Origin of the sequence: Streptomyces sp. NBC_01142 (assembly GCF_026341125.1) — a bacterium.
Taxonomy (GTDB): domain Bacteria; phylum Actinomycetota; class Actinomycetes; order Streptomycetales; family Streptomycetaceae; genus Streptomyces.
In genome coordinates this window covers 1-20871 of the sequence record NZ_JAPEOR010000006.1, presented here as the reverse complement: position 1 = coordinate 20871, position 20871 = coordinate 1, and the positions used below count along the sequence as shown (strand labels likewise).

At 69.0% G+C, this 20871-nt stretch carries 23 protein-coding genes; 5 read left to right on the top strand and 18 right to left on the bottom strand.

Annotated elements, in window-relative coordinates; all coding sequences use genetic code 11:
- Window positions 1–3: 3 nt before the first annotated feature.
- From OG883_RS44430 to OG883_RS44380, 11 genes are all read right to left on the bottom strand, one after another.
- Window positions 4–627: a hypothetical protein gene (locus OG883_RS44430; RefSeq protein WP_266554276.1), complete on the bottom strand. Its 624-nt coding sequence runs from the start codon at window positions 625–627 to the stop codon at window positions 4–6.
- 61 nt (window positions 628–688) lie between these two features.
- Window positions 689–1615, bottom strand: coding sequence for an alpha/beta fold hydrolase (locus OG883_RS44425; protein WP_266554273.1), 927 nt, complete (start codon window positions 1613–1615; stop codon window positions 689–691).
- A 2-nt stretch (window positions 1616–1617) separates the two neighbouring features.
- Window positions 1618–2151 (bottom strand): GNAT family N-acetyltransferase, encoded by a 534-nt coding sequence (locus tag OG883_RS44420; RefSeq protein ID WP_266554268.1) that lies wholly within the window; start codon window positions 2149–2151, stop codon window positions 1618–1620.
- Between the two features lie 115 nt (window positions 2152–2266).
- On the bottom strand, window positions 2267–2461 hold the full coding sequence (locus OG883_RS44415; RefSeq protein ID WP_266554266.1) for a hypothetical protein: 195 nt from the start codon (window positions 2459–2461) through the stop codon (window positions 2267–2269).
- A gap of 3 nt (window positions 2462–2464) precedes the next feature.
- The gene (locus tag OG883_RS44410; RefSeq protein WP_266554264.1) at window positions 2465–2875 is read right to left on the bottom strand and encodes a WhiB family transcriptional regulator; all 411 of its coding nucleotides are present in this window, start codon (window positions 2873–2875) and stop codon (window positions 2465–2467) included.
- Window positions 2872–3045 carry a hypothetical protein gene (locus OG883_RS44405; protein WP_266554262.1) on the bottom strand — a complete coding sequence of 58 codons (174 nt, stop codon included), beginning with the start codon at window positions 3043–3045 and terminating at the stop codon, window positions 2872–2874. The genes OG883_RS44410 and OG883_RS44405 overlap by 4 nt, the downstream gene beginning before the upstream one ends.
- A gap of 62 nt (window positions 3046–3107) precedes the next feature.
- Window positions 3108–3968 (bottom strand): DUF721 domain-containing protein, encoded by an 861-nt coding sequence (locus OG883_RS44400; RefSeq protein ID WP_266554260.1) that lies wholly within the window; start codon window positions 3966–3968, stop codon window positions 3108–3110.
- Window positions 3965–5356: a helix-turn-helix domain-containing protein gene (locus tag OG883_RS44395; RefSeq protein ID WP_266554258.1), complete on the bottom strand. Its 1392-nt coding sequence runs from the start codon at window positions 5354–5356 to the stop codon at window positions 3965–3967. The genes OG883_RS44400 and OG883_RS44395 overlap by 4 nt, the downstream gene beginning before the upstream one ends.
- A gap of 89 nt (window positions 5357–5445) precedes the next feature.
- Window positions 5446–5841 (bottom strand): hypothetical protein, encoded by a 396-nt coding sequence (locus tag OG883_RS44390; RefSeq protein WP_266554256.1) that lies wholly within the window; start codon window positions 5839–5841, stop codon window positions 5446–5448.
- Window positions 5841–6668: a sortase gene (locus OG883_RS44385; protein ID WP_266554254.1), complete on the bottom strand. Its 828-nt coding sequence runs from the start codon at window positions 6666–6668 to the stop codon at window positions 5841–5843. The genes OG883_RS44390 and OG883_RS44385 overlap by 1 nt, the downstream gene beginning before the upstream one ends.
- 116 nt (window positions 6669–6784) lie before the next feature.
- The gene (locus OG883_RS44380) at window positions 6785–7972 is read right to left on the bottom strand and encodes a collagen binding domain-containing protein (protein WP_266554248.1); all 1188 of its coding nucleotides are present in this window, start codon (window positions 7970–7972) and stop codon (window positions 6785–6787) included.
- Between the two features lie 304 nt (window positions 7973–8276).
- On the opposite strand from OG883_RS44380, the gene OG883_RS44375 reads away from it, so the two are divergent.
- Entirely contained in the window at window positions 8277–9158 is an 882-nt protein-coding gene (locus OG883_RS44375) for a helix-turn-helix transcriptional regulator (protein ID WP_266554246.1), read from the top strand.
- A gap of 11 nt (window positions 9159–9169) precedes the next feature.
- On the opposite strand, the gene OG883_RS44370 is transcribed toward OG883_RS44375, so the two are convergent.
- From OG883_RS44370 to OG883_RS44360, 3 genes are read right to left on the bottom strand one after another with little or no spacing between them, the layout of a single operon-like run.
- A complete protein-coding gene (locus tag OG883_RS44370; RefSeq protein WP_266554244.1) occupies window positions 9170–9619 on the bottom strand; it encodes an NUDIX hydrolase in 450 nt (149 codons plus the stop codon).
- A 31-nt stretch (window positions 9620–9650) separates the two neighbouring features.
- Window positions 9651–10931, bottom strand: coding sequence for an MAB_1171c family putative transporter (locus OG883_RS44365; RefSeq protein WP_266554242.1), 1281 nt, complete (start codon window positions 10929–10931; stop codon window positions 9651–9653).
- A 17-nt stretch (window positions 10932–10948) separates the two neighbouring features.
- A complete protein-coding gene (locus OG883_RS44360) occupies window positions 10949–11551 on the bottom strand; it encodes a hypothetical protein (RefSeq protein WP_266554240.1) in 603 nt (200 codons plus the stop codon).
- 867 nt (window positions 11552–12418) lie between these two features.
- On the opposite strand from OG883_RS44360, the gene OG883_RS44355 reads away from it, so the two are divergent.
- From OG883_RS44355 to OG883_RS44340, 4 genes are read left to right on the top strand one after another with little or no spacing between them, the layout of a single operon-like run.
- On the top strand, window positions 12419–12907 hold the full coding sequence (locus OG883_RS44355; RefSeq protein ID WP_266554238.1) for a hypothetical protein: 489 nt from the start codon (window positions 12419–12421) through the stop codon (window positions 12905–12907).
- Between the two features lie 45 nt (window positions 12908–12952).
- Window positions 12953–13504, top strand: coding sequence for a hypothetical protein (locus OG883_RS44350; protein WP_266554236.1), 552 nt, complete (start codon window positions 12953–12955; stop codon window positions 13502–13504).
- A gap of 45 nt (window positions 13505–13549) precedes the next feature.
- Window positions 13550–14737: an MAB_1171c family putative transporter gene (locus OG883_RS44345; protein ID WP_266554234.1), complete on the top strand. Its 1188-nt coding sequence runs from the start codon at window positions 13550–13552 to the stop codon at window positions 14735–14737.
- On the top strand, window positions 14734–16308 hold the full coding sequence (locus OG883_RS44340; RefSeq protein WP_266554232.1) for an amidase family protein: 1575 nt from the start codon (window positions 14734–14736) through the stop codon (window positions 16306–16308). Before OG883_RS44345 ends, OG883_RS44340 begins: the two co-directional genes overlap by 4 nt.
- Window positions 16309–16896: 588 nt before the next feature.
- Here the strand turns inward: OG883_RS44340 and OG883_RS44335 are convergent.
- The 4 genes from OG883_RS44335 to OG883_RS44320 all read right to left on the bottom strand — a co-directional run bounded on the left by OG883_RS44335 (window position 16897) and on the right by OG883_RS44320 (window position 20659).
- On the bottom strand, window positions 16897–17118 hold the full coding sequence (locus OG883_RS44335) for a DUF397 domain-containing protein (RefSeq protein ID WP_266554230.1): 222 nt from the start codon (window positions 17116–17118) through the stop codon (window positions 16897–16899).
- 167 nt (window positions 17119–17285) lie between these two features.
- Window positions 17286–18149 (bottom strand): helix-turn-helix transcriptional regulator, encoded by an 864-nt coding sequence (locus tag OG883_RS44330; RefSeq protein ID WP_266554228.1) that lies wholly within the window; start codon window positions 18147–18149, stop codon window positions 17286–17288.
- 572 nt (window positions 18150–18721) lie between these two features.
- Window positions 18722–19210, bottom strand: coding sequence for a TrmO family methyltransferase (locus OG883_RS44325; RefSeq protein ID WP_266554226.1), 489 nt, complete (start codon window positions 19208–19210; stop codon window positions 18722–18724).
- A 66-nt stretch (window positions 19211–19276) separates the two neighbouring features.
- Window positions 19277–20659 (bottom strand): Tat pathway signal protein, encoded by a 1383-nt coding sequence (locus OG883_RS44320; protein WP_266554224.1) that lies wholly within the window; start codon window positions 20657–20659, stop codon window positions 19277–19279.
- Window positions 20660–20871 lie beyond the last annotated feature (212 nt).

The window sequence follows — 20871 nt, the reverse complement described above, 5'->3', positions numbered from 1 at the left end:
GCGTCAGCAGCCGTACTGATCCAGGATCTTCCGGGCGGAGGAGTCGGCCGGACTCAGGTGCTTGAGGCCGCCGTCGACCGCGTGGTCCAAGCGCACCACGGGAAGGCCCTCGGCGATGGGGTCGACGACCATCCGGCCGGGGTGGTCGTCCGCGAAGGTGGTCTGGGCACGGTCGAGGTTGTACGGCGTGGCGTACAAGCACTGTCCCGGGCCGCCGAGCTCGGCCTCGTACCGGTCGTAGGCGCGGGGGAAGAGCGTGCGTGCCCAGTCGGGCGCCGACCCCATGACGGCCAGCAGGACGACGCTGACGAGGACGCTCTGCCACAGGTAGAGGCCGATGCGGGAGAGCAGGCGGTGGGCGATCGTGTAGACCGCGAGCGCCGGCAGGGTGGCGCCGGCGAACACTGCGGCCATGGCCAGGTGCTGGTGGTGGTGCCAGAGCTTGGAGTACAGGGCCATGTAGAAGCCGGCGAACAGGAAGACGAACGCGGTGCAGGCTGCGAGGATCGCCGCGGGCGGCCGGTAGTCGGGCCTGCCGTCGAGAGTGCGTGGCGGGTCGAGCCGGCGCAGGAACGCAGGTATCTGGTTGCGCTCCGGACGCCCGGCGGTGCCCGCATCGTCGTTCACTCGTCGTCCTGTCGTTGATCGTGGGGGGCCGCGGACACGACGGCCCTGGTCGTGGCGGTGTTCAGCTGGGTCGTGAGTCTGCCGTACCGGCTCCGGTCGTGGTGAGGGTCGTGGTCGCGCGCTCTCGGCGGCTGAGCCGGCGGTGCCAGCGGGCGGCGGGCGGCAGCGCGTCGGCGCACGCTCTCTCCAGTGCGGCGAGGAAGGCCTCGGGGTGCTGGGTGGGCAGTCGGTGGCCGCCGCCGGCGATGACGTGGAGCTGGGAGGTGGGGATCTGCGCGGCGAGCCGCAGGGCGTGGATGGGCGGGATGGTCTGGTCGTTGTCGCCGACGAGGATGTGCACGGGGATGCGTGCGAGGGCGTCGATCTGGTCGGCGACGTCGTGCCGCATGAGGGCCTTGAACCAGTGCGCGGCGATGTCGATCGGCGGCTGGGGGTAGGGGCGCGGCCGGACGAGTTCGCGGATGCGGTGGGCCGGCAGCGGGGCGTGGATGCATGCGGCGGCCATGGCGTGGCGGGTGAGCCCGATCAGGCGTTTCAGCGGCGGATGCTGGGGGGCTGCGAGGTCGAGTCCGCCGCTGGTGGTCGCGGCGAGCAGGGCGGCGGTGACCTTGTCGCCGATGAGGTGCGGGTGCTGGGCGGCGAGCGCGAGGACGGCCATGCCGCCCATGGAGTGCCCGGCCAGCAGGACGGGCAGCCGGCCGGGGGCGGTGGCGGCGATGACGGCCTTGAGGTCGTCGGCGAGCAGCGGGATGGATGGCAGGGCTCTGCCGCCGGTGGAGTTGCCGTGCCCGCGCTGGTCGTAGCGGACGATGCGGGTGCGCGGACGCGGGAGTTGGCGGACGTGCTCGTTCCAGACGGAGGCCGCCGCCTGCCATCCGTGGGCCATGACGAGGACTAGGTCGGGGTCGCTGGGCCCGTCGACGTAGAGGGCGAGGCGGGCGCCGTCCGGTCGCTGGAGTTCGGCGTGGGGCGTGGGAAGCGGGGCCATGGTCAACTCCGTTCGGGCAGGGGCAGGGTGATGTCGATGACGCCGGCGCTGGCGGTGGGGATGGTGATGTCGCGGCGGCGCAGGATGCGGAGGGCTCGCCTGTTGCCGGCGCCGAACATCGCGGTGACGGTATGGCAGTTGGGATCGGCGGCGGCCGTGCGGAGGGCGCGGTCGGTGAGCCAGGACCCCAGACCCTGGCCCTGCCAGGGGTCGCCGACCAGGAGGGCGAGTTCGTAGGCACCGGTGGTGCGGGTCTTCAGCAGGTGCGTGAGGGCGACGGCGGTCTCGGGGTCGTCCCGCAGCGTGGTGAGCCAGCTGGAGCCTGCGGCGGGGTGGACGAGTCTGGCGAACTCGGACATCTTCAACTCCCGGCGTCCCGAGGCGTATCGGGCGTACCGGGTGTCGAGCGAGCAGCAGTGGTGCAGGGCGTTCACCCGGGCCAGGTCTCCCAGGTTCGCCGGGCGGGTGGTGAACGGCGACTCGGGCTCCGAGGTTTGCTCAGACGGGGCTGGCGTGATGGTGCTCGGAGTGGACAATCCGCTGCTCCTTCGTCTGGTCGGGGGCACGCCGGGGCGGAGGCGGGCCGAAGCAGGGAAAGGTTCCGGGTCTGGCCCTGTGGATAGAGTCCGCAGGCCGCTACTGGCGAGTTACCTACCTCTGGGCCGAGTTGCGCTTTCCGCGCTGTTTGCGCGCTATGGCACGGCGGGCGGCGCGGTTCGGCGCCGGGGGTTCCTCGTCCCAGGTGTCGTCGGGGACGACGACCTCCGTGGAGGTCAGGACGGTCTCCCAGCGAGTTCCACGGGTCCCGGGGCGCTCGCCCCGCGGGGTGCTGCTCGGTCCGGTCATGTCTCACTCCTTGTCCTGGGCGGGGTGGTCCGGGCGGCTGGAGCCGCGGCGGGCTCCGCGCTCGGCGCGGCGGCAGTATTCGGCGGACTTGCAGGGAGGGCAGGGTTCCTGGCCAGCCCGCAGGTGACGGCGGTAGGCGGCGGGGGTTCCGCAGGGCTTGAGGTGGATCTTGTGGCCGCGTCCCCGCCAGCCGGCCGGCGGGTGGCCCGCCGCGGCGCGTTCGGCGCTGGTCTCGCCGCCCCAGGTCCCCCACTCGCGGTTGTCGCGGGCCTGGGTGCGGCAGTGGGCGGCGAGCGGACATCCGGCGCACAGCCTTCTGGCTTCTGAGGCCTTGACGTCGTCGTGGAAGATCTCGGGGTCGGCGCCGGCGCAGGGTGTGGCGGCTTCAGGGTGGGCAGTGGCCGGGCTGCTCATGCGGCTGCTCCGGCAACGCGGGATACGGCCACCAGGCGCAGCAGTGCATCGCGCTGGTCGTAGAGCGCGTCGAGTTCGGGGTCGGTGATGGTCGATGCGGTCTTCCGGGCGAGGCGGTCCCTGTCGGGTGCGTCCGCGGGGAGTTGGTGGTCGAGGTTGTCGGTGTTCACGGGTGGGCTGCTTTCGTTCATGCGCGTCAGTCGGGGAGGACTCGCGGCTCGCGGCGGCGTGGTCATGCGGGGCGGGCCCGGCCGCGGCTCTTGCCGTCCAGGAGCGCGCGACGGGTGAGCTGGTATCCGGGGGAGGCCGTCTCCCGGGTGCGGACCTGGGCCTCGCTCTGGCCGCGGGTGGGGACGGGGGCGCCGACCTGGGCGATGGCCTCGCGGTAGCCGTCGCACCCGTCGTCCCGGGTGCGGACCGGCGCCTGGCCGGTGGTGGGCGGGGTGGGCGGGCTCTTCACCAGGGCGCGGGCCTGCTGGTAGCCGTCGCATCCGTCTTCGCGGGTGCGGACCGGCCGTTGGGACGGGACGGCGGGCTCGATCGCGATCGAAGCCCGTGCGTGGTGGTAGCCGGCCGAGGCGGTCTCGCGGGTGCGGATCTCTCCGCGCGGGGCGGGCGCCGGAGGTGCCGCGGCGGGCTCGGCGGGTGCGGCGGTACGCGAGCCGACGGGGAGGACCCGGATCTGGCGGACCGCTTCGGTGCCGACCGCGGCGTTGGCCTGCCGTATGAGCTGAGCGCTGATCAGGCGGGCCTGGGTGGCCCAGGCGTTGGTGGCCGGGAGCAGGTCGAGTCGTCCGGTGCTCTTGTCGAAGGCCACGGCCCGCAGCTGGTCGGCGATCTCGGGTGTGGCGATCGTCTGCCACTGGTCCATCACGGATCCGCCTGCCGCGGGGGTCTCCCAGCCGCGCTCGGTGACGAGCTGGGCCAGGGCGCCGCCGAGTCCCATGGGGTCGCGGCCGTTGCGGCGGGCGGACGGCCGGCGCTTCGTGGTCCGCTTGGCCGACGTAGTGACGCCGCGCTCCTTGGCGGCCTTCTTCGCGGCGGCCAGGGCGACGCGCGCGAGGTCCACGCCGGTGGGCTCCTCGGTGCTCACGCCTGCCTCCAGCTGTGCACGACGGTGCGGCCGAGGCGGGTGAGGCGCTGGACCTGGTCGACCAGGGCGGAGGTGAACAGCCGGCGGGCGTACGTCTCGCCGCAGGCGTGGACGGTGGCGCGGACGAGGGCGGGGTCCTTGAGCGCGGCGGCGCGCAGTTCGATGACCTCGTCGCGGGTGAGCTGCTCGAGGTCGACCAGGCCGTCGTCGCCGACGGCGAGTTCGCGGTCCTCCTGCGCCGGGGCGGACGGCCGCTGCAGCTGGGCGAAGGCCGCGTCGACCTCGCGCGCCACGGCGCGGCTGGCGGGCCTGCGGCAGTCGCCTTCCCACCACTCGGCGTGCCGGTCGTGTTCGGCGTGGCGGGAGTCCCGCCAGTGGTCGACGATCGCGGCGCGCTTGGCAGGGGTGTCGTACAGCAGGTGGGCGCCCTTGAGCCGGTTGGCGAGGAAGCCGGAGGGGCGGTGGACGCGGCGGGCCGGGGCTTCGAGTCCGACGACGGCGATGACCTCGGCGGTGCTCCAACCGGCGTCGGCGACGTGGCGCACGATCCAGGCGATCCGCGGGACTGCGGCGCGGCCGAGCCAGCTGACCTGCTGGATGAGCTCGGCGGCGAGCTGGTAGCGGCGTCCGGTCGCGTTGAGCGTGCGGCGGGTGGGCTTCTTCGGGGAGGGGGACTTGTGCTGCCCGCTGGCGAGCTTGCTCTCAGAGGGAGAGTTGAGATCACCCGCAGTAGAAGAACTAGAAGTACTAACCACCATTGGGGTGCAAGACGAGGTTCCCGAAGTGGCCTTCACAGCACGGCGGTTAGCACCCTTTGTCCGCTTCTTGCGCCGGGGCGGGCGGGCGGCGGCGTGGAGCTCCTTGAGCAGCGGGATCTTCTCCGGGGAGAAGCCGTGCACGGCGCGGATGAGCTTGTCCGAGGGGCCGGTGCGCAGTCCTGCGGCGTCGTCGAAGACCTGGGGGATGGTGCGTTCGAACTCGCTGGCCCGTCCGCCGGATCCGGCGACGCGGGTGCCCTTGGAGCGGTAGGTGAGCAGGCCGCTCTCCCGGAGCATGGCGAGGTGGTACTTGACCGTGCGCTCGGAGAGCTTCAGCCACTCGACCAGGTTGCCGATGCTGGGGCGGCACTCGGTGAGGTGGGCGATCGCCTTCGCCATGCGCAGGGTGGTGCCGCCGAACTTCTTGGGCCCGTGGGCGCGCCCGGCGGAGTAGGGGCCGTACTTGTAGAACCAGTACACGGCTTCGAGCCAGGCCTCGCCGCTCGGCGCGATGCGCCCGTCGGTCGTGGACATCCACTGACCGCTGGAGGGCACGCGGTGGCCGGCGACGTCGTGCTCCGCGGCAGACGGCACGGCGGCCTGCCGGGGTGGTGCAAGGGTCGTGGGCACAGGGGTTCCTGGGATTTGTGGTGCGCGAAATAGACCCGTGGCGGTTCGGGCCTGAAGGGCGGGCGGCGCGCGGCGGACGGCGCCGGGTGTCAGCAGTCGAGCGAGAGAGTCATCTGGACGGGCTCAGCCGACTCGTCCAGCTCACTGGGCCGGGCAGGTTCTGCGGGAGGCGTCCGGCCTGGCGGGCGGGGAAGGGCCTGGGTGCCAGGCCGGACAGCCTGCGCGCGGGCCGGGGTGCGGCACACGATGCGCGGGACGGCCGGGTTCTGGGCTTCCTCGGCGACCAGGGTCTGCAGGCGCCGGACGTTCTTGGGAGACAGACCGGTGGCATGGCGGACCCGGAGGTAGCTGGCGCCGCGGGTGAGCATCTCGATGGCGATGAGCTCGGCGCGGGCGCGGTCGACGTTGTAGACCGGCCAGGGCCGCGCCGGCAACACGGTGACCTTCTCGGTCGTCTCCTCCTGCGGGTCGCTTTCGTCGGCCACTAGGCACCGCCCTTGGCTGAGACGAGGTCCGCCTCGACGACGACCCGCTTGGAGTGGCCGGTGGCCGGCCAGCAGGTGACGAGGGTGAGCTTCGCCTTGGTGGGGGTGGCGTCAGGGCGGCCGGGGACCTGCGCGATCACGTCCACGTCGGTCGGCGCGACAGTGCGTACGCGGGTGACGGTGTACGTGTAGGTGATGCGGTGCGCGGTGGTCACCTGGATCTCGGCGCCCGTGGTGATGCGGTCGATGTCGCGGAAGGCAGGGTCGGCGACGCCGGAGCGGTGGCCGGCCAGCGCGAAGTTGCCGATCTGGCCCGGCTGTTCGGTGGTCGGGAAGTGCCCGATACCGGCGCGCAGCTGCTGGTCGCCGACTCCGTCGTAGACGGGCTGGGCCCATCCCTTGCCGAGGGCGGGAATGCGCAGGATCTCGCCGATGGGGCCGCCGGGGCCGCTGCCGTTCTTGCCGCCGACCACGTGGTCGCCCTGGGCGGCCGGGTTGTCGGCGCTCCAGTCGGACAGGGTGCGGGTGGCGGCGTCGCGGGACTTGCCGGTGTTGTCCGGCGCCTTCGCGTCGCCGCCGGTGGGCGCGGCCGTGGAGGTCAGCGGGTCGGGGGTCTGCGCGGCGATGGAGGCGTTGGACTTCGCGGCGGCCGCGGTGCGGCCGTCGGAGTCGTGGCCGGTCTGCGCCCACAGCAGGGCCGCGAAGGTGAGGCCCGTGGCGGCCGCGGCAGCGGCGATCGTGAGGCGGCGCCGGGTGGAACGGGCAGGGGCGGACTCGCGGGAGGAGGTGGCGTCGTCGGACTCGGAGGTGCTGGTCGTGCGGGGCATGAGTGATTCCTGCGAGTGTGAGCGGCTCGGGCCGGGCGGCGGGGTGGTGACCAGCTGGGGGCCGGTCACCACCCCGCGGCCGTCGGGTCCGCGGTGGACGCGTGGCGCAGCGGCGGTCAGGCGCCGGTCTGCGGCAGGACGGGGATGGTGACCGGCCTCGGCTTCGGCTTCGGCTGCTCAGGGATCTTGACGTCCTCGACCGTGACGTCGGCCGTCTTGCCGTCGGAGACGGTGGCCTTCTGGTCCGCGGCGAGCTGATACCCCTCGACGGCCTTCACCTCGTGCACCGTGTACGTGCCGGCGGCGAGGTCCTTGGCCTGCCAAGTCCCCTTGGTGTCGGTCTTGCCCGTGGCGACCGTCTTGCCCGCACTGTCCTTGACCGCGAACTCGACGCCGCTGAGCGGCTTCTTGGTGTCGGCCGCGGTCTTGGTGACGGTCAGCGCGCCCTTGGGGCTCTCGGTCTTGAGGTGCACCTCGGCCTGGGCGCTCGAGGCGCCGCCGGCCAGCAGCAGCCGCTGCGCCTTGGCGTCGTTCGGGCTGAGCGCGCTCAGCTGGGTGGCGGGCAGGGACTTCGCTGAGGCCTTGAAGTCGATGGTGCCGTCCTTGGCCGGAAGCACCGTCGCGGTGGCGACCCCGTCGGCGTTGGTGGTCACGCTCCCCGCGCCGGCGGCCGCGCCGGAGACGTCGAGGTCGAGCTTGACGCCGGACAGCTTGTGGCCAGAGGCAGAGGTGACGTCGAGGGTGACGGAGGTCTTCACGCCGGCCTTGAGGGGGCCGCCGATCGGCTTGATGTTGACCTTGTAGGGGCCGGCAAACATGGCGGCTTCGTTGAGGTAGCCGGTGGCCCACTTCTTCACCGACGGCGGGACGTTGGAGTAGCCGAGGCGCTCCAGGGCCCGCTTGCCGCCTGGCAGCGCGTACGTCGAGCCGGACTCGAGGTAGGTGTAGACGACGGCGTCAACTGCGGCGGCCTGCTCGTCGTTCTTCGTCTGCCCGTACTTGCCCAGGACGTAGGCGGCGCGGGCGAGGTCCTCGGCGGACGCGGCCTTGCCGGTGGCCTTCGAGGTCCAGGAGGTGACGGACTTGGCGGGCCCGTAGCCGCCGGCCGCGTCGGGGCCGGCGAGTTCGGGATCCCCGCAGTAGGCGAGGCCGTCAACGCCGGGGACGTTGTAGGCGCCGATGTGCGACGTGTCCGGCTTGCCGGTGCTGTCCGGGATCAGGTATCCCGGGCCCCACTTGTCCGCTGCGACCGCCTGCGGCGCGAGCAGAATGCCCGCGCCCAGCGCCACCGCCGTACCAAACACGACATGACGCTGAAATCGGTGGGGGGCCTGCACACGAGGGCGTGTTGATGCAACACTCATCCAGATCTCCGTCTCGGGGATAACCAACCGGACCCGGCCATTCAGGTTCCTAGGCCATTACGTGGCCGGGTCCGGTGGACCCGTCCCTCGCGGGACGGGTCGTTCAGGGGTGAACAAACAGGGCATAAGATCCTCTAGGGATCCAGCCCACCGATCACCAAATGGAAGGTATCTTCTTCCAGAGATCTGATCAAGTGGCTAGAGTGACCCCGCCCATCCTGAGCACCCCTACTGGAGTTCCCCCATGCCCGAACGTGTCTTCAACGCCCTGAAGTTCCGGGAGGCGATCAAGGCAAGCGGGCTGACCCAGGCCCAAGTGGGTGCCGATCCGGTGAACCTCGGCGAATCGGTCATCTCGCGATACTCCACTGGCGGCGTGACGCCTCCGCCGGAGAAGCTGGCGGCGCTCGCCGAGCGAGTCGGGCTTCCGCTGGACGTCCTGGCCCCGCGCAGAGGACTCCCGGACCTCAAAGACCTGCGCTGCGACGCCGGCCTGAAGCAGGCGGACACGGCGCAGTACACCAAGAGCAGGTCGGCCATGCCGGTCCGCGCGGCGGAGAACGGGATGCGCCGGCTCAAGGAGGAGTTCGAGGCGCCGCTGGCCGAGGCGTACGGCGTGAGCGTGCCGGAGCTCAAAGCGGCCCAGGAGCGCTCGTTCGGCAATGAAGTGCCGGCCGTACGCAGACCGGCGGTGCCCCGCGCGGTAGCACCGGGCACCCCCCAGACGGTCGCCGAGAAGATCACCTATCTGCTTGAGAAGACGTACGCGGAGCACGAGCGCCCCAGTGACGCCGAGCTGGCCGGCCGCGGCAACATGAAGACCGGCCGGCCCATCCTCGACGAGGCCCTGGTCCACGCGCTGCGGACGGGCGTCCAGAGCACCGACAACGAGGCGGTCCTTGCCGCGTTGGCCGCCGCCCTCGACGCCCCCTTGGTGTTCTTCACCAGCGACAGCCCGGAAGAGGCGGCGCGGATCGTCGCCGGCATCCGCACCGTGCAAAGCGGCGTCAAGGCCGCCCGGCACGGCAGCGGCCCGCTGCCGCCCGAGTGGCTCGACTTCATCGCGGACCAGATGCGCCAGATCACCGACGGCCAGGCGGACGGGTCCGCCGGCAACGGCGAGTAGCCGGCGCTTGTTCACGGCGTCGTGATCTCGATCGTCCGACCCTCGGCCCGCGCGGTCAGGGCCGCGTCCCACATGGGGCGGGCCGCCGGGGGGATCTCCTGCTCGGTGATGTCCTCTGGCGCGCTGAAGCGGTAGTCCCTCAGTTCGCTCTCCTGCAGCCGGATCGACTTCTGCTGCTCGGGGGACAGGACGCCGCAGTCGTAGACGAAGTACTCGTGCGCTTCGCGCCCCGGCACGGCGATCGTCGCGCGCACGAGAAGCCGGCCCGGCTCCAGGTCGAGGCCGATCTCCTCGCGCACCTCGCGCCGGCAAGCGTCCTGCGACTCCTCCCCCGGCTCCACATGCCCGCCGGGCAGATTCCAGTACGGCTTGTAGACCGGGTCGACGATCAGCACCCGGTCCTGGTCGTCGACGATGACTGCGCCGGCGGACACGTTCGAGCGGGCGGTGGTCGGTTCCATGGGGATTCGGCTCCAGTGCATTCGGGATTGATCAGACCGCCGGCAGAGCGCCGGATCGGGAAACGTCCTCGAGGATCTCCCAGCCCTCGTCGGCGCTGGTCCTGCCGTACGCAGCGGCGACTGCCCGGAAGTGGGGCACCTCGACCGCAAGGCTCGTTCCGATGCTGAAGGGAAGCGGCGCGGGCTCGCCCTCGGGATGGGTGAGGTAGGCGGCGCGCGCGGCACGGATCCACAGCGCCTCGGCGGTGATCTCCCCCTCGGTGCCGCCGGCGCTCTCCGCCCGCCGCAGGGACAGCTCGGCCAGCCCCTTTGGAGCATGGCGGCTGAGCTCGAGGATCACGTCGCGAATCTCGGTGATGTAGCGCTGCAGCCTGCTGCCAGGGGTCTCGTCGTACTTGCTGTGCAGGTCACGCACCTTGTTGACGTAGGCCATGACGGTGAAGCGGCCCAGGAAGCGCCGCGGGCGCTGGCGGATGCGGTGGGGGGCGGTCTGCGCGAGGTCGCTCCACAGCGGGTGAATGGCCGCCAGGTGCGTCATCGTCCGGTAGCGGTCGCCCGCCGCGCGGCAAGCCGGCGCAATCGCGCCAAAGCCCCAGAGCAGGAAGGTCACGTACAGCAGCGTGTCGGTCACCGCCTCCTGAGCGAGGGAGAAGTCCTCGGAGACCGGGGTGACGGTGATCAGCACCACGTAGGCGATGCGCAGCACGGCGTACACCACGGCCAGCACCATGGCGACGGCCATCATGACCATGCCGGTCTTCACCAGGCGCTGGGGTATCTGCTTGACGGCGCCGCCCCACTGCACCGCGCACACGGCGGCCGCGGCTGCGGTGTAGAGGTAGAAGAGGGTCATGTAGACCGCGAGGCCCGGATCGCCGGCATGCCGGCCCATGAAGTAGGGCACGTCCTCGACGACGTCGTCGAGCATGAAGAAGAAGACGCCGGCCATCACGACGATCGTGCCTACCGAGGCCCGGGTGGCGATGCGGTGCACAAGGCTGGAGACCCGCACGGTGCGCGGGACATCCGCGGAAGGCTCGGTGGTGGCGTACACCGCGGTGATGTACCGCAGCAGCACGCAGATCCCGGTGATGGCCAGGATGTGCTTGATCAGATAGGCCAGGTCGGGGATCCCGAGGTGGTTGAGGAAGGTCCGGCCGAGGGTGGTCCGCGTCAGCCAGGACATGGCGAGGGCGGCGAACGCACCCCACAAGGATCTCTTGCGAACCCGTCCCTTCACCGCCGAGGGGGCTCTCATCAGGGCCTGCACCAGCAACAGGGCAGCAATCGCGTAAGCGAGCACATCAGACATGGTGGTTCCAGGTGGTGCTAGGGGCGGCCGAGCGGGTAGCTGAAGTCCTCGGCGAGCCGGCGGGCAGTGGTGTCCTCGATGAACTCGGTGGTCCGGTCAAGTTCGTGGAGCCGGGAGGCAGCTGCCTCCGTGCGGATCTCCTTGTGGTTGGCGTAGTCGCGGCGGGCGGCCACCTGGCCGTTCGCGATGAGCCGTTCGACCATCTCGACCAGCAATCCGCCGTGCAACTGGTCCAGTTCTCCGTCGGTGACGCCGTCAGCGTCGTCGACCCAGAGATGGACGAGCTCGTGGAGGATGATCTGCTGCCCGTGGAAGGTGAGTTTGCTCCCGGCGTGGAAGATGAAGTCGAAGGGCTTCGTGCGGTGCTTGATCCACAGCCCGCACACTCCGATCAGACCGATCAGCTGATCGGGGATCTCGATCAGGTGGATGCTGCGTCCTCGAGCTCGTTCGATGTTCTCGATGAACTCGTCCAGGTCGAATGGTGACGGCACCGGCATCGACTCGACGATGGAGTCGGTCTCCTTACGCAGTGCACGTCGTTGCCGTCTGGCACTCCCGCGCAGGCCTGCGGCCCTCTTGCTGATCAGGATTCTCTGCCGTGAGACCCACCTCTTCATCCGTCCTCCTCGCCCCTGCCCCGTGTCACTCTCGGGGGCGCCTTACAGCCGTACCCAAACATGCGTTCTATTTGCATGTCGAGTCGGTTGGCGCCGCACACGCCATCCGACCCGGGATGTAACCCTCCACATCTGTCGCTCTACGTGACGACAGATCGGCAACCCTGTGCAATGGCTCAATTGCACAGCGCGCAGGGGGAGATCACTATGTCCACCCGATTCACATAATTGCAAGCAGGAATTCCACTTACATGTGCGAGGCCACCTTCAACCACCGATTTCCGGCATCCCGGGATGCTGGCACGGTGGCCAAACCCGAACAGATACCCCTCGCCCTGACAGGAAGTCATAAAGACCATCGCCGCAGCTCACGCATGGTGTGAGGGATGCTTTAGCCTGTTCACGCAAGGCATTCCATCCATCCGCGAAAGAGGCACCTGTGCGCACCGACATCCCGGCCGCTCGCGGCGAACCCTGAATGTCGCAAGGTGCCGATTTTCGCCATTCCCAGGCGCGTCTGACGCAAATTCGACATATGGCGCGACGCGTGGGCGGCGCGTGGCAGAATTAGGCCCCTAGGGCATCCTCCGCACTGGACATGCACCGGCGGATCATGCACGCTGCGTCACGATTGCGACGAAGGTCAGCCGCGCGAAACTAATCGGGCGAACGGATGCCCTTCGTTCGGGACTCGGAGCGGCTGATCCCGCTCGCCCCACGGCGCGCTCACCACAGGCCTACCCCTGATGGTCATCTTCCGGGCTCCCCAGTGATCCAGGTGCGTCCACGTGCTTGCGAAGGCGAACGTAACTTCCGGCCCCCGCATCGTCAACTATAGTTTAGACACGTCGAGAGAGAGCAGTCACCGTGCCCCATGCAGGCGAGAGAGCGGACAGTGAGACGCCGCCGACCACGCCCCCGGTTCCCGTACCCGGCCCTGGGGCGTCCTTCGCCGACCGACTGAACTACCTGTTCGACCGGGTCAGGCCGCCGGGCGCGGACGAGTACAGCAACGCCCACGTAGCCCGGGAGATCTCCTCCTACGGCGACGAGAACATCACCGGCGCGTACATCGGGCTGCTCCGCAAGGGACAGCGGAACCCGACCGTCAAACTGGTGCCGCTGTTCGCCAGGTTCTTCGGCGTCGAGGCCGGCTTCTTCGTCGAGGACACCGTCACGCTCAGGGTCACCGGACAGTTCGAGCTGCTGCGCAGGATGAACCAGGCAGGTGTGAAACAGATCGCACTTCGCGCCATGGGCCTGTCGGAGCAGAGCCTCAACGAGGTGCTGAAGAAGATCGAGGCCGTACGGGAACAGGAAGGACTGCCCCTCGACCCGGACCAAGATCTTCCCTGACCGGCGGCTACGCTCGCCTCTCAGCGGCTCTTGAGAGGAACACGCATGTGGCACAGCCGTCGTGCGCGCCGGCCCGTCGACCAAGCTGAGGAAGTCGAGCGGCGCAGCCGAGCGTTCATTGAAGAACTGGATCTTCCTGCCGTCGACAACGTCCTCGGGCTGCTTCCGTTCATGGAGCAGACGACAGGGCGGGAGATCCAGCTGGTGCCCTTCACGCCGGATCTCTCGGACCCGGATTCACTGGACCCATCGGCCCCGTGCGGCATGTGGATCGTCACCGACACCACGGACTACCTCTTCTACGACGAGGGCGTCAGCCCCGCGTACACCGAGATCGTCGCCGGCCACGAGTTCGCCCACATGCTCAAGCACCGCAAGACGAAGAAGTCGCTGGACCTCTCCGGCCTCGGCAACGTGTTCACGGACATTGATCCCGCCACCGTCCGGCTGGTCCTCGGTCGGACCGAGTACACCCAGCCGGACGAGTTCGAGGCGGAGCTGATCGGCTCTCTCCTGCAGGAGCATGTACAACGATCGCGTGCCGCTGCCGCCCGCGGCTCCGACGACGACCCCATAGCCCGTACGCTCCTGCGCTGACCAGAACAGAGCACCGTGAAAGACATACTTCATCCCCTGTGCCTCGTGATCGCTGGCACAGGATTCCTCTTCCTGCTCCGCGACCTGGGCAAGCGCCCGCGCAACCCCGCAGTGATCGCCCTCGCGTTCACGTACGGGTTCTCCGCCCTCAGCTACGCCATCTCGATCACCTGGGTCTGGGTGCGCATCGACAGCACCTTCGGCGTCACGAACATCGCCGTGCCGCTGGCCCAGAGCTGCGTAGTCATCGTCTTCGCGCTCCAGGCCACCGTCCTCGCCTACTGGTCCCGGCCCGCCGACGCGGCACGGCGCCGCAGCCGCCACCTACTCCTCGCCGCCGCCGGCGTGATCGCCGGGATGGCAGTGCTCTTCGCCCTGCTGACCCCCACCGCGCAGAGGCCCACCGACTTCTCGAACTATTACGCGCACGACCCCTTCTTCCAGGTGTACCTGACGCTCTACATCGGCGCGTACACCGTGGCCGAGGTCTACCTGGTGCGTTCCTGCTGGAAGTACGCGCGCTCCGCGTCCAACAGCTCGATCGCCACCGGCCTGCGCCTCGTGGCGGTCGGCGCGACCATCACACTCGGCTACAGCGCGATCCGCATCTCAGCCGTCGTCGGCGGGATCTTCGGGTTCAGCGTCAAGAGCCTCGACCCCTACGCCTGGCTCTGCGGCGATGTCGGCGCCACCCTCACGCAGATCGGCTACTTCCTTCCGACGCTGTCCCGGCGCATCGACAACACGCGGACCTGGGCGAACACGCACCTGTCGTACTGGCGCCTGCGGAAGCTGTGGACCGCCCTGTCCCAGGCCCATCCCAAGATCACTCTGCTCCGGCCGGACCCCCAGCGCGGCAGCCTCCTGCACGGCCGCAGCGCGCACTTCCCGCTCCTGCGGCGCCGCGTCGAGATCCGCCACGGCCAGAAACTGCTGCGTCGCTACCTCGACCCCGCCGTGCGCACCGAGTCCGAAACCCGCCGCGCGGATGAAGGACTCACCGGCGCCGAGCTGGCAGCGGCCGTCACCGCCGACCAAATCCATGCCGCGCTCATCCGCTTCTACTCAGACGCTCCGATCGACGCTCCCACCGAGTACGCCGACGTGAACCTGCCCCTTCCGACGGCCGCGGACGAAGTGCTCCACCTCGAGCGGGTCGCCGACTCCTTCACCCCGCCTCACCGCGCGGCCACCCACGACATCCCCAGCACCACATCAGGAGCCCGCACGTGATCCTCCGCCGCACCGTGCTCGCCACCGCGGCTGCACTGGCCGCCGCCACCGCTATGACCACCTCGGCCAGTGCACGCCCCCGGGCCGATAAAAAATCACGCAGCACGACACCGCTGCACCTGGCGTCAGCCGGCGACCAGCTGGCCGCTCTCCGCGAGCGCCGGATCACCAGCCGCAGTTTGTTGGACCAGCACCTCGCCCACATCGCCAAGGCGAACCCGAAGCTGAACGCCGTCGTCACCCTCGACGCCGACGGTGCCCGCGCGGCCGCCGACAGGGCAGATCAGCACCTCGCCACGACCGGCAAGCCACTCGGGCCGCTCCACGGTCTGCCGATGACGGTGAAAGACGCCCTTGAGGTCAAGGGGATGCGCACCACCTGCGGGTCGCCCAGCCTGACCGACCACGTTCCCGACCGTGACGCCGACGTCGTCGAGCTGCTGCGCAAGGCCGGCGCGATCATCATCGGCCACACGAACGTGCCGACCATGTGCCAGGACATCCAGACGTCGAACCCGATCTTCGGCAAGACCGTGAACCCCTTCGACGCCGAAATGACCGCCGGCGGCTCCTCCGGCGGCCCTGCCGCCGCGGTCGCCGCGGGCTTCACCAGTCTGGAAGTCGGCTCCGACCTCGCCGGCTCCCTGCGTCTTCCCGCCGCATACTGCGGTGTCTACGCACTGCGCACCTCCCGCGGCACCAGCCCGATCGTGCCCACCCGCGGCCACATCCCCCGCCTGCCCGGCTGGGCCACCAGCAGCGACATGATCACGCTCGGCCCGATCGCCCGGACCGTCGAGGACCTCGGCCTCCTCCTGGACGTCATCGCCGCGCCCTCCCCCGCCGACTGCGCCGGCTGGAAGATCGAGCTGCCGGCGCCGGCCAAGACCAAGCTCGGCGAGTACCGCGTCGGCATCTGGGCCGACGACGCGTACTGCCATGTCGACGCCGACACCCGCGCCCTGCTCGACCAGGTCGCCAAGCTCGTACGCGGGCTCGGCGCAACCGTCGACGACACCACCAGGCCTGTCGACTTCGCCGAGAGCGACAAGCTGTTCCAGCGCCTCATGTACGCCACGGCCTCGGCCACCGCCACCGACGCCGCCTTCGCCGCCGACATCGAAGCAGCAGAGAAGATCCCGGCCGACGACCCGAGCGCCCTGTTCCTCCACTCCCGGACCATGCGGCACCGCGACTGGTGCGTCGCCGACGAAGCACGCCAAAAGCTCCGCGCGACCTGGGATGCGTACTTCTCCGAGCACGACATCCTCATCACGCCGGCCACACCCACCGCGGCCGTCCCCGACCAGACGAATACGCCGCCCCCGCAGCGCTGCATCACCGTCGACGGCCAGAAGCGCTCGTTCTACGACCAGACCAGCTGGCTCAACCTCACCAGCCCTGTCGGCCTGCCTTCCCTGGTTATCCCCGCTGGCAAGACCGAGGCGGGGCTGCCGCTGAGCATTCAGGTCATCGGCCCCTACCTCGCCGACCGCACCGTCCTCGCGGTGGCCAAGCAACTTGCTCGTCGGCTCCCTGCCCCCGTCCAGCCGCCCGCGTTCGCTGGTTAGCCCGATCACCTCACCGCGCCGCCTGTCAGGGCGAGAACCCGTGTCGGCCGGGCTTGGGGGCAAAGCGTTGATCAAGGTGGTTGCAGTGGGAGTTCAGGTATCCCGCGTCATAGACGGCTACATGGATGGCTACGGCGGCGTGATTTGGGACCACCGAGGCGTCGCGAATCGGCCCGATCTGTGAAGATCGCCGCCCGCGAAGGCGGCTTGAGATGGCTCCAGTTGGCCCTCCGGGCCGGTCACGGGCGGGGCCGATTCAGGTCGCCTCGGAGCGAGCCTCACAATTCGGGGCCCGCTGGCGTCGCCTCGGAGGGGCCGGAAGAAGCCGCAGCCACTACATGGAGCCCCTCCACTCCCCCGCATTGTGTGGCGCCACCGAAGAATCACACCGTGGGCGGTCTCGTTGACCAAGAAGCACGTCAGCGCCGTGACGCACTTCGACCGGCCATGGACTCAACGAGACACGAAAGCCGCCCTGTTGCCACAAAGGTCGACAGGGGTAGAAGGTAGAACGACGAAGCGTCCCTCCTCATCTGCCTTGAGGAGGGACGCTGTCGCAACTCCGGTTAGCTGTCCTATCCGGCGGAGTTACACGGCCGGGCTGAACGAGTCAGTAGCGGCAGCCTGCACGAACTCCGTCCATGCCTGCGTTGTGAAGCCGAGGCGTGGCCCCTGTGCGTTCTTTGAGTCGCGGACGAGCACCTCGGTCTGGGAGGCCGGGACGGCGCACTCGATGCAGTCCCCTCCGTTCTGACCGCTGTAGCTGCTCTTCCACCACTTGAGCTTCTCTTGCAAGGGGGACTCTCCCATCTCTTTTTCCATATCTGCCAACACGGCAGCTTCCAGGCATTCGACCTGGAGGTCTTACTGTCAGAGTCTCCCCTAGGCCTTCGGAGGGCCATAGCCGAGGCGGTCCCGTTCGGCGGATTTCAAGCACGTTACCGATGCGTTAGACCCACCTCGTTGTCCACATCGGTTTATAGGGTCGATATGGCTGACTGGATCATCTGCTCGGACTCCTCAGTGGAGGCAGCGAGCTCCTGAATCTTTCCGAACGCGTCGCTGAACGGAGTGACGGCTGACTCCTCCGACAGCACGCCGCCGTCCACAAGGTTCTCCAGATAGGCAAGATCCCCCACCGTCTCGTCTTCGAAGTCGAGAAGCGTGAAGGGGCCGTGCATCGCGGGATGAGCCCCTGCGGCAAACGGCAAGACATGCACGTTGACGTGAGGAGTGGCACCGAGCTTGAGCAGCCTCTTGAGCTGTCCCTGCATGACCTCAGCGCTACCGACCGGCCGCCGGATGATCGCCTCATTCAGGACGACCGTCACGGTTGGGGGCTGCGGTCGGTCGAGGATGCTCTGACGCTTGAGTCTGACCTCGGCTTGAACCTCCTGAGTCCTTTCGTCGGCGTCCGAAAGACTCAGGATGACTCGTGCGTACTCAGGATCCTGAGCGAGGCCCGGGATGAACTCCGACTGGTAGATGCCGATGGTCTTGGCCGCGGCCTCGAGCCCCAGGTACGCCTGGAACCAGGCTGGGATGGTGCCCTTGAACGGCTTGAGATCCCACCAGTCCTTGCGGGTCTTCGTGATCTTGGCATAGTTCTCCAGCTCCTCACGAAGCTCACGTGGAGCTTCATACAGGTCGCAGAGGAGGCGAACGTCGCCGATTTCGACCGCAGTGTCCTTGGTCTCCAGGCGGGTCATGCGGGCCGTGGACCATCCGAACTGCTTGGCTACCGACGAGGCGGTCAGGCCCCGGGCATCCCTCAGCCTGCGGAGCTGCAGCCTGAGCAGGATGCGGCATAGGGCGACCGATCTGTCATCCGTCGCAGCCATCTGTACTCTCCCTCGTCCGTGACTTGTCGTCAGTCTGACGGCTCGTGAGGCGTCCATCAACGCCTAGCGGTTCGAAGTGACGATAGTCGCCACCGCGTGCTCAACATGTCGAGAAGATGCGCTCTGCGAAATTTTCTCAGAGTAGCTTTACGGAGCGAAGAGACCGCTGCAATACTCCAGGGGTCGCAACAGTTGGCAGTTGATCGCTCACGGTTGGTAGGCGTTGACGTGCGCCGCCGTGTCACCTCGACGCGAGGACCCCGTTCATGCCTCTCAGCTCGCGTGATCCCGCCCGCCGCGGAGATCGGATGTTGTCCGCCGAGTTAGCCCGCTTCACACCCCACGCACTCGCTGGAGCCACACGGGGCTGGCCGATGTCGGCACTGAGCCGGCGTTCGCTGGGCGTGCGAGCCCAGGGCGATGTGCGCGGCATCGGCGAAAGCGCTGCCCTTGCGGCCGTGATCGTGCCGGTGTTGCGCGAAGAGGGAAGGCTCCCCTGCTTGGGCGGACTTGTTCGGGGAATGCACGTGTCCTGCGACAGGCCGCGACCGGTGGCTTCGGCGCCCTCGTGCTTAGGGACGCTCCGCCGCGTTCTGCCAGTAGTTCCGCAACATGTCTGTCGGCCAGTCGGGCTGGCGTACCGGACCGCGGGGCAGCATCTCCTGAAACGCCGGCGCCAGGTCGATGACGGGGGTGCCGTCGTCGGCGTCCAGGTCGACGACGTGCAGGTCTCGGCCCTCAACTCGCAGCAGTCTCGGGTACGAGACACCGATGCGGGCGGGACGCCGATGGTTACGGTGGACGAGCCCTCCGGTGGCCGGCCATGCCGGATTGTCTCGGGGGCTTCGGGGCTCCAGCTCGATGTCGTTGTCCGAGCCAAGGCTGAAGTGCCAAAGCACCTCAAGGTGGCTAAATTCTTCGATCCCCTGCAAGGCGCTCTCGGGGATCGCCGGGACGATGCGGATGATCGATTCGACGCCACCCTTGTAGTCGTCGATGCGTCCGGCGTGGCCTCCAACGACCCGACCGATCACCGGCACTTCGATGGACTCGTCGAACAAGATGGCCCCTTCATTCTGCTCTGGATGGCAACCGAGCCGGCTACCGCGATCATCGTCCTGGCCGCGTCAGCCTACGCCGAGCGCTGCCCGCGCCTTGGCGTCGAGCTCGGCGGCTGGACTGCCTCCTCGGCCACGAAACGGGCTGAGCGCGCGACGCATCTGAACGACCGTCTCCCGAGCCCGCCCCGACTGCACTCCGGTCATTGCGTCGAGCGCCTGGCCCCAGGTGTCACACGCGGCCTCGATCTGGCCCTGCTGCACCTGCACCGCGCCCAAGTAGCCCAGGGTCACCGAGTGGGTCCGGGCGAACTGGGCCCGTCGGGTTCGGACGCTGTGGCGGAAGTGTCTTTCCGCTCCCTTCAGGTCTCCGAGGTCGCGCAGGGTGGCCGCGGTTTCGTGAGCGAGGCTGGCTTCGCCGAAGAACCAGACGCGGCCGGGCTCGTCCCCCTCCCCCGCCTTGCTGAGATCCCTCTCGGCCTGGGCGAGGGCCGCCACGGCCTCCTTCCGGCGGTTGTCGGCGGCCAGGCTGCGGGCGTGGACCACGCCGATCAGCGCCCTCTCGCGCCAGCTTGCGTTGGAGTATCGCTTCCCGGCGATGGAGTCGGTAGCCAGGCGTACTGCCTGCCCCGGCTGCTTGAGGTCCACAGCCTGGTGCGCCATCGCGCGCAGGACGTGGCCTGCCAGGGGTGCGTCCCTGGCTTCCTCAGCCAGCTGCGTGGCAACGGTGAACCAGTGAAGCGCTACGGGGTGCTCCCCGGCGTCGAATGCGGTCCACCCGGCGAGGTAAGCGAGTTCGCCGGCAGCGGAGGTCATGGCGCGCCGAACCTCCTCGGAGGGGAATCGGCTGTTGAGGTAGTCGGCGATCTCCGTACGCAGGTAGGCCACGAGTGCCGTGCGCCCGACGCCGCGGCCGCCGCGTTGCTGGTCGCGGCGAGAGAAGAAGACGGCCATTTCGCGGACGCTCTCGACGTCTTGAACTGTGACGGTATGCGTCGACACAGCTTTGCGGGCGCGGGCGCGCTCGGCTGCTTCCTCCCACCACGACTCGGATGGCAGGGCCAGGCCCGCGACGGAGTAGGCCGAGCTCACCAGCACTCGTCGACGATCCATGTCCATGTCAGTGCCCCCGAGGTTCACCAGCGTAGTCAGCGTGTCGACGCTCCACTCCGGTGGCTTCGGTTCGGCACCCTCGTCTGCGGCGAGCCCGATGTCGGCGAGAGTGACGGTGCGGCCGAGGCCTCGCGAGAGCGTCTCGGCCAAGATAGACGGCGCTCGGCCGCTTGGGCGCGTGCCGGCGATCCAGCGGGCGATGGACGACTGGTTCGTAGCGGCCAGCTCGTGGGCACCGTTCTCCGCCGCGACAGCTCGAAATCGAGCCACCAGGCGTGCTTGAGGCAGGCCCAACTCCTGGATCACGGCTTCCAGTCGACGGTTGCGTGTGCGCCCCACGGCGGGCCCCTGTCCCCGAAAAGATCTTGCATCACGTGCATTGGGTCCGCGGTCCGATCGGGATACCGCCCAGGCCTCGGACGCGGTTCTCTCGTGAAGACGATATTCCTGCAACCCCCCGCCCGTGCAGGGCTTCTGGCCACCTCACGCGTTCGAGCTCGGCCTATGTCCGAAAACAGCTCATCGGTCAGTCGAGAGAAGGAGCCCATCGT

Excerpts from the sequence above, each read along its gene's own strand:
- OG883_RS44425 (WP_266554273.1), bottom strand. The coding sequence starts at position 1,615 with ATGGCCCCGCTTCCCACGCCCCACGCCGAACTCCAGCGACCGGACGGC.
- OG883_RS44415 (WP_266554266.1), bottom strand. The coding sequence starts at position 2,461 with ATGACCGGACCGAGCAGCACCCCGCGGGGCGAGCGCCCCGGGACCCGT.
- OG883_RS44410 (WP_266554264.1), bottom strand. The coding sequence starts at position 2,875 with ATGAGCAGCCCGGCCACTGCCCACCCTGAAGCCGCCACACCCTGCGCC.
- OG883_RS44385 (WP_266554254.1), bottom strand. The coding sequence starts at position 6,668 with ATGCCCCGCACGACCAGCACCTCCGAGTCCGACGACGCCACCTCCTCC.
- OG883_RS44375 (WP_266554246.1), top strand. The coding sequence starts at position 8,277 with ATGCCCGAACGTGTCTTCAACGCCCTGAAGTTCCGGGAGGCGATCAAG.
- OG883_RS44370 (WP_266554244.1), bottom strand. The coding sequence starts at position 9,619 with ATGGAACCGACCACCGCCCGCTCGAACGTGTCCGCCGGCGCAGTCATC.
- OG883_RS44365 (WP_266554242.1), bottom strand. The coding sequence starts at position 10,931 with ATGTCTGATGTGCTCGCTTACGCGATTGCTGCCCTGTTGCTGGTGCAG.
- OG883_RS44360 (WP_266554240.1), bottom strand. The coding sequence starts at position 11,551 with ATGAAGAGGTGGGTCTCACGGCAGAGAATCCTGATCAGCAAGAGGGCC.
- OG883_RS44350 (WP_266554236.1), top strand. The coding sequence starts at position 12,953 with ATGTGGCACAGCCGTCGTGCGCGCCGGCCCGTCGACCAAGCTGAGGAA.
- OG883_RS44335 (WP_266554230.1), bottom strand. The coding sequence starts at position 17,118 with ATGGGAGAGTCCCCCTTGCAAGAGAAGCTCAAGTGGTGGAAGAGCAGC.
- OG883_RS44330 (WP_266554228.1), bottom strand. The coding sequence starts at position 18,149 with ATGGCTGCGACGGATGACAGATCGGTCGCCCTATGCCGCATCCTGCTC.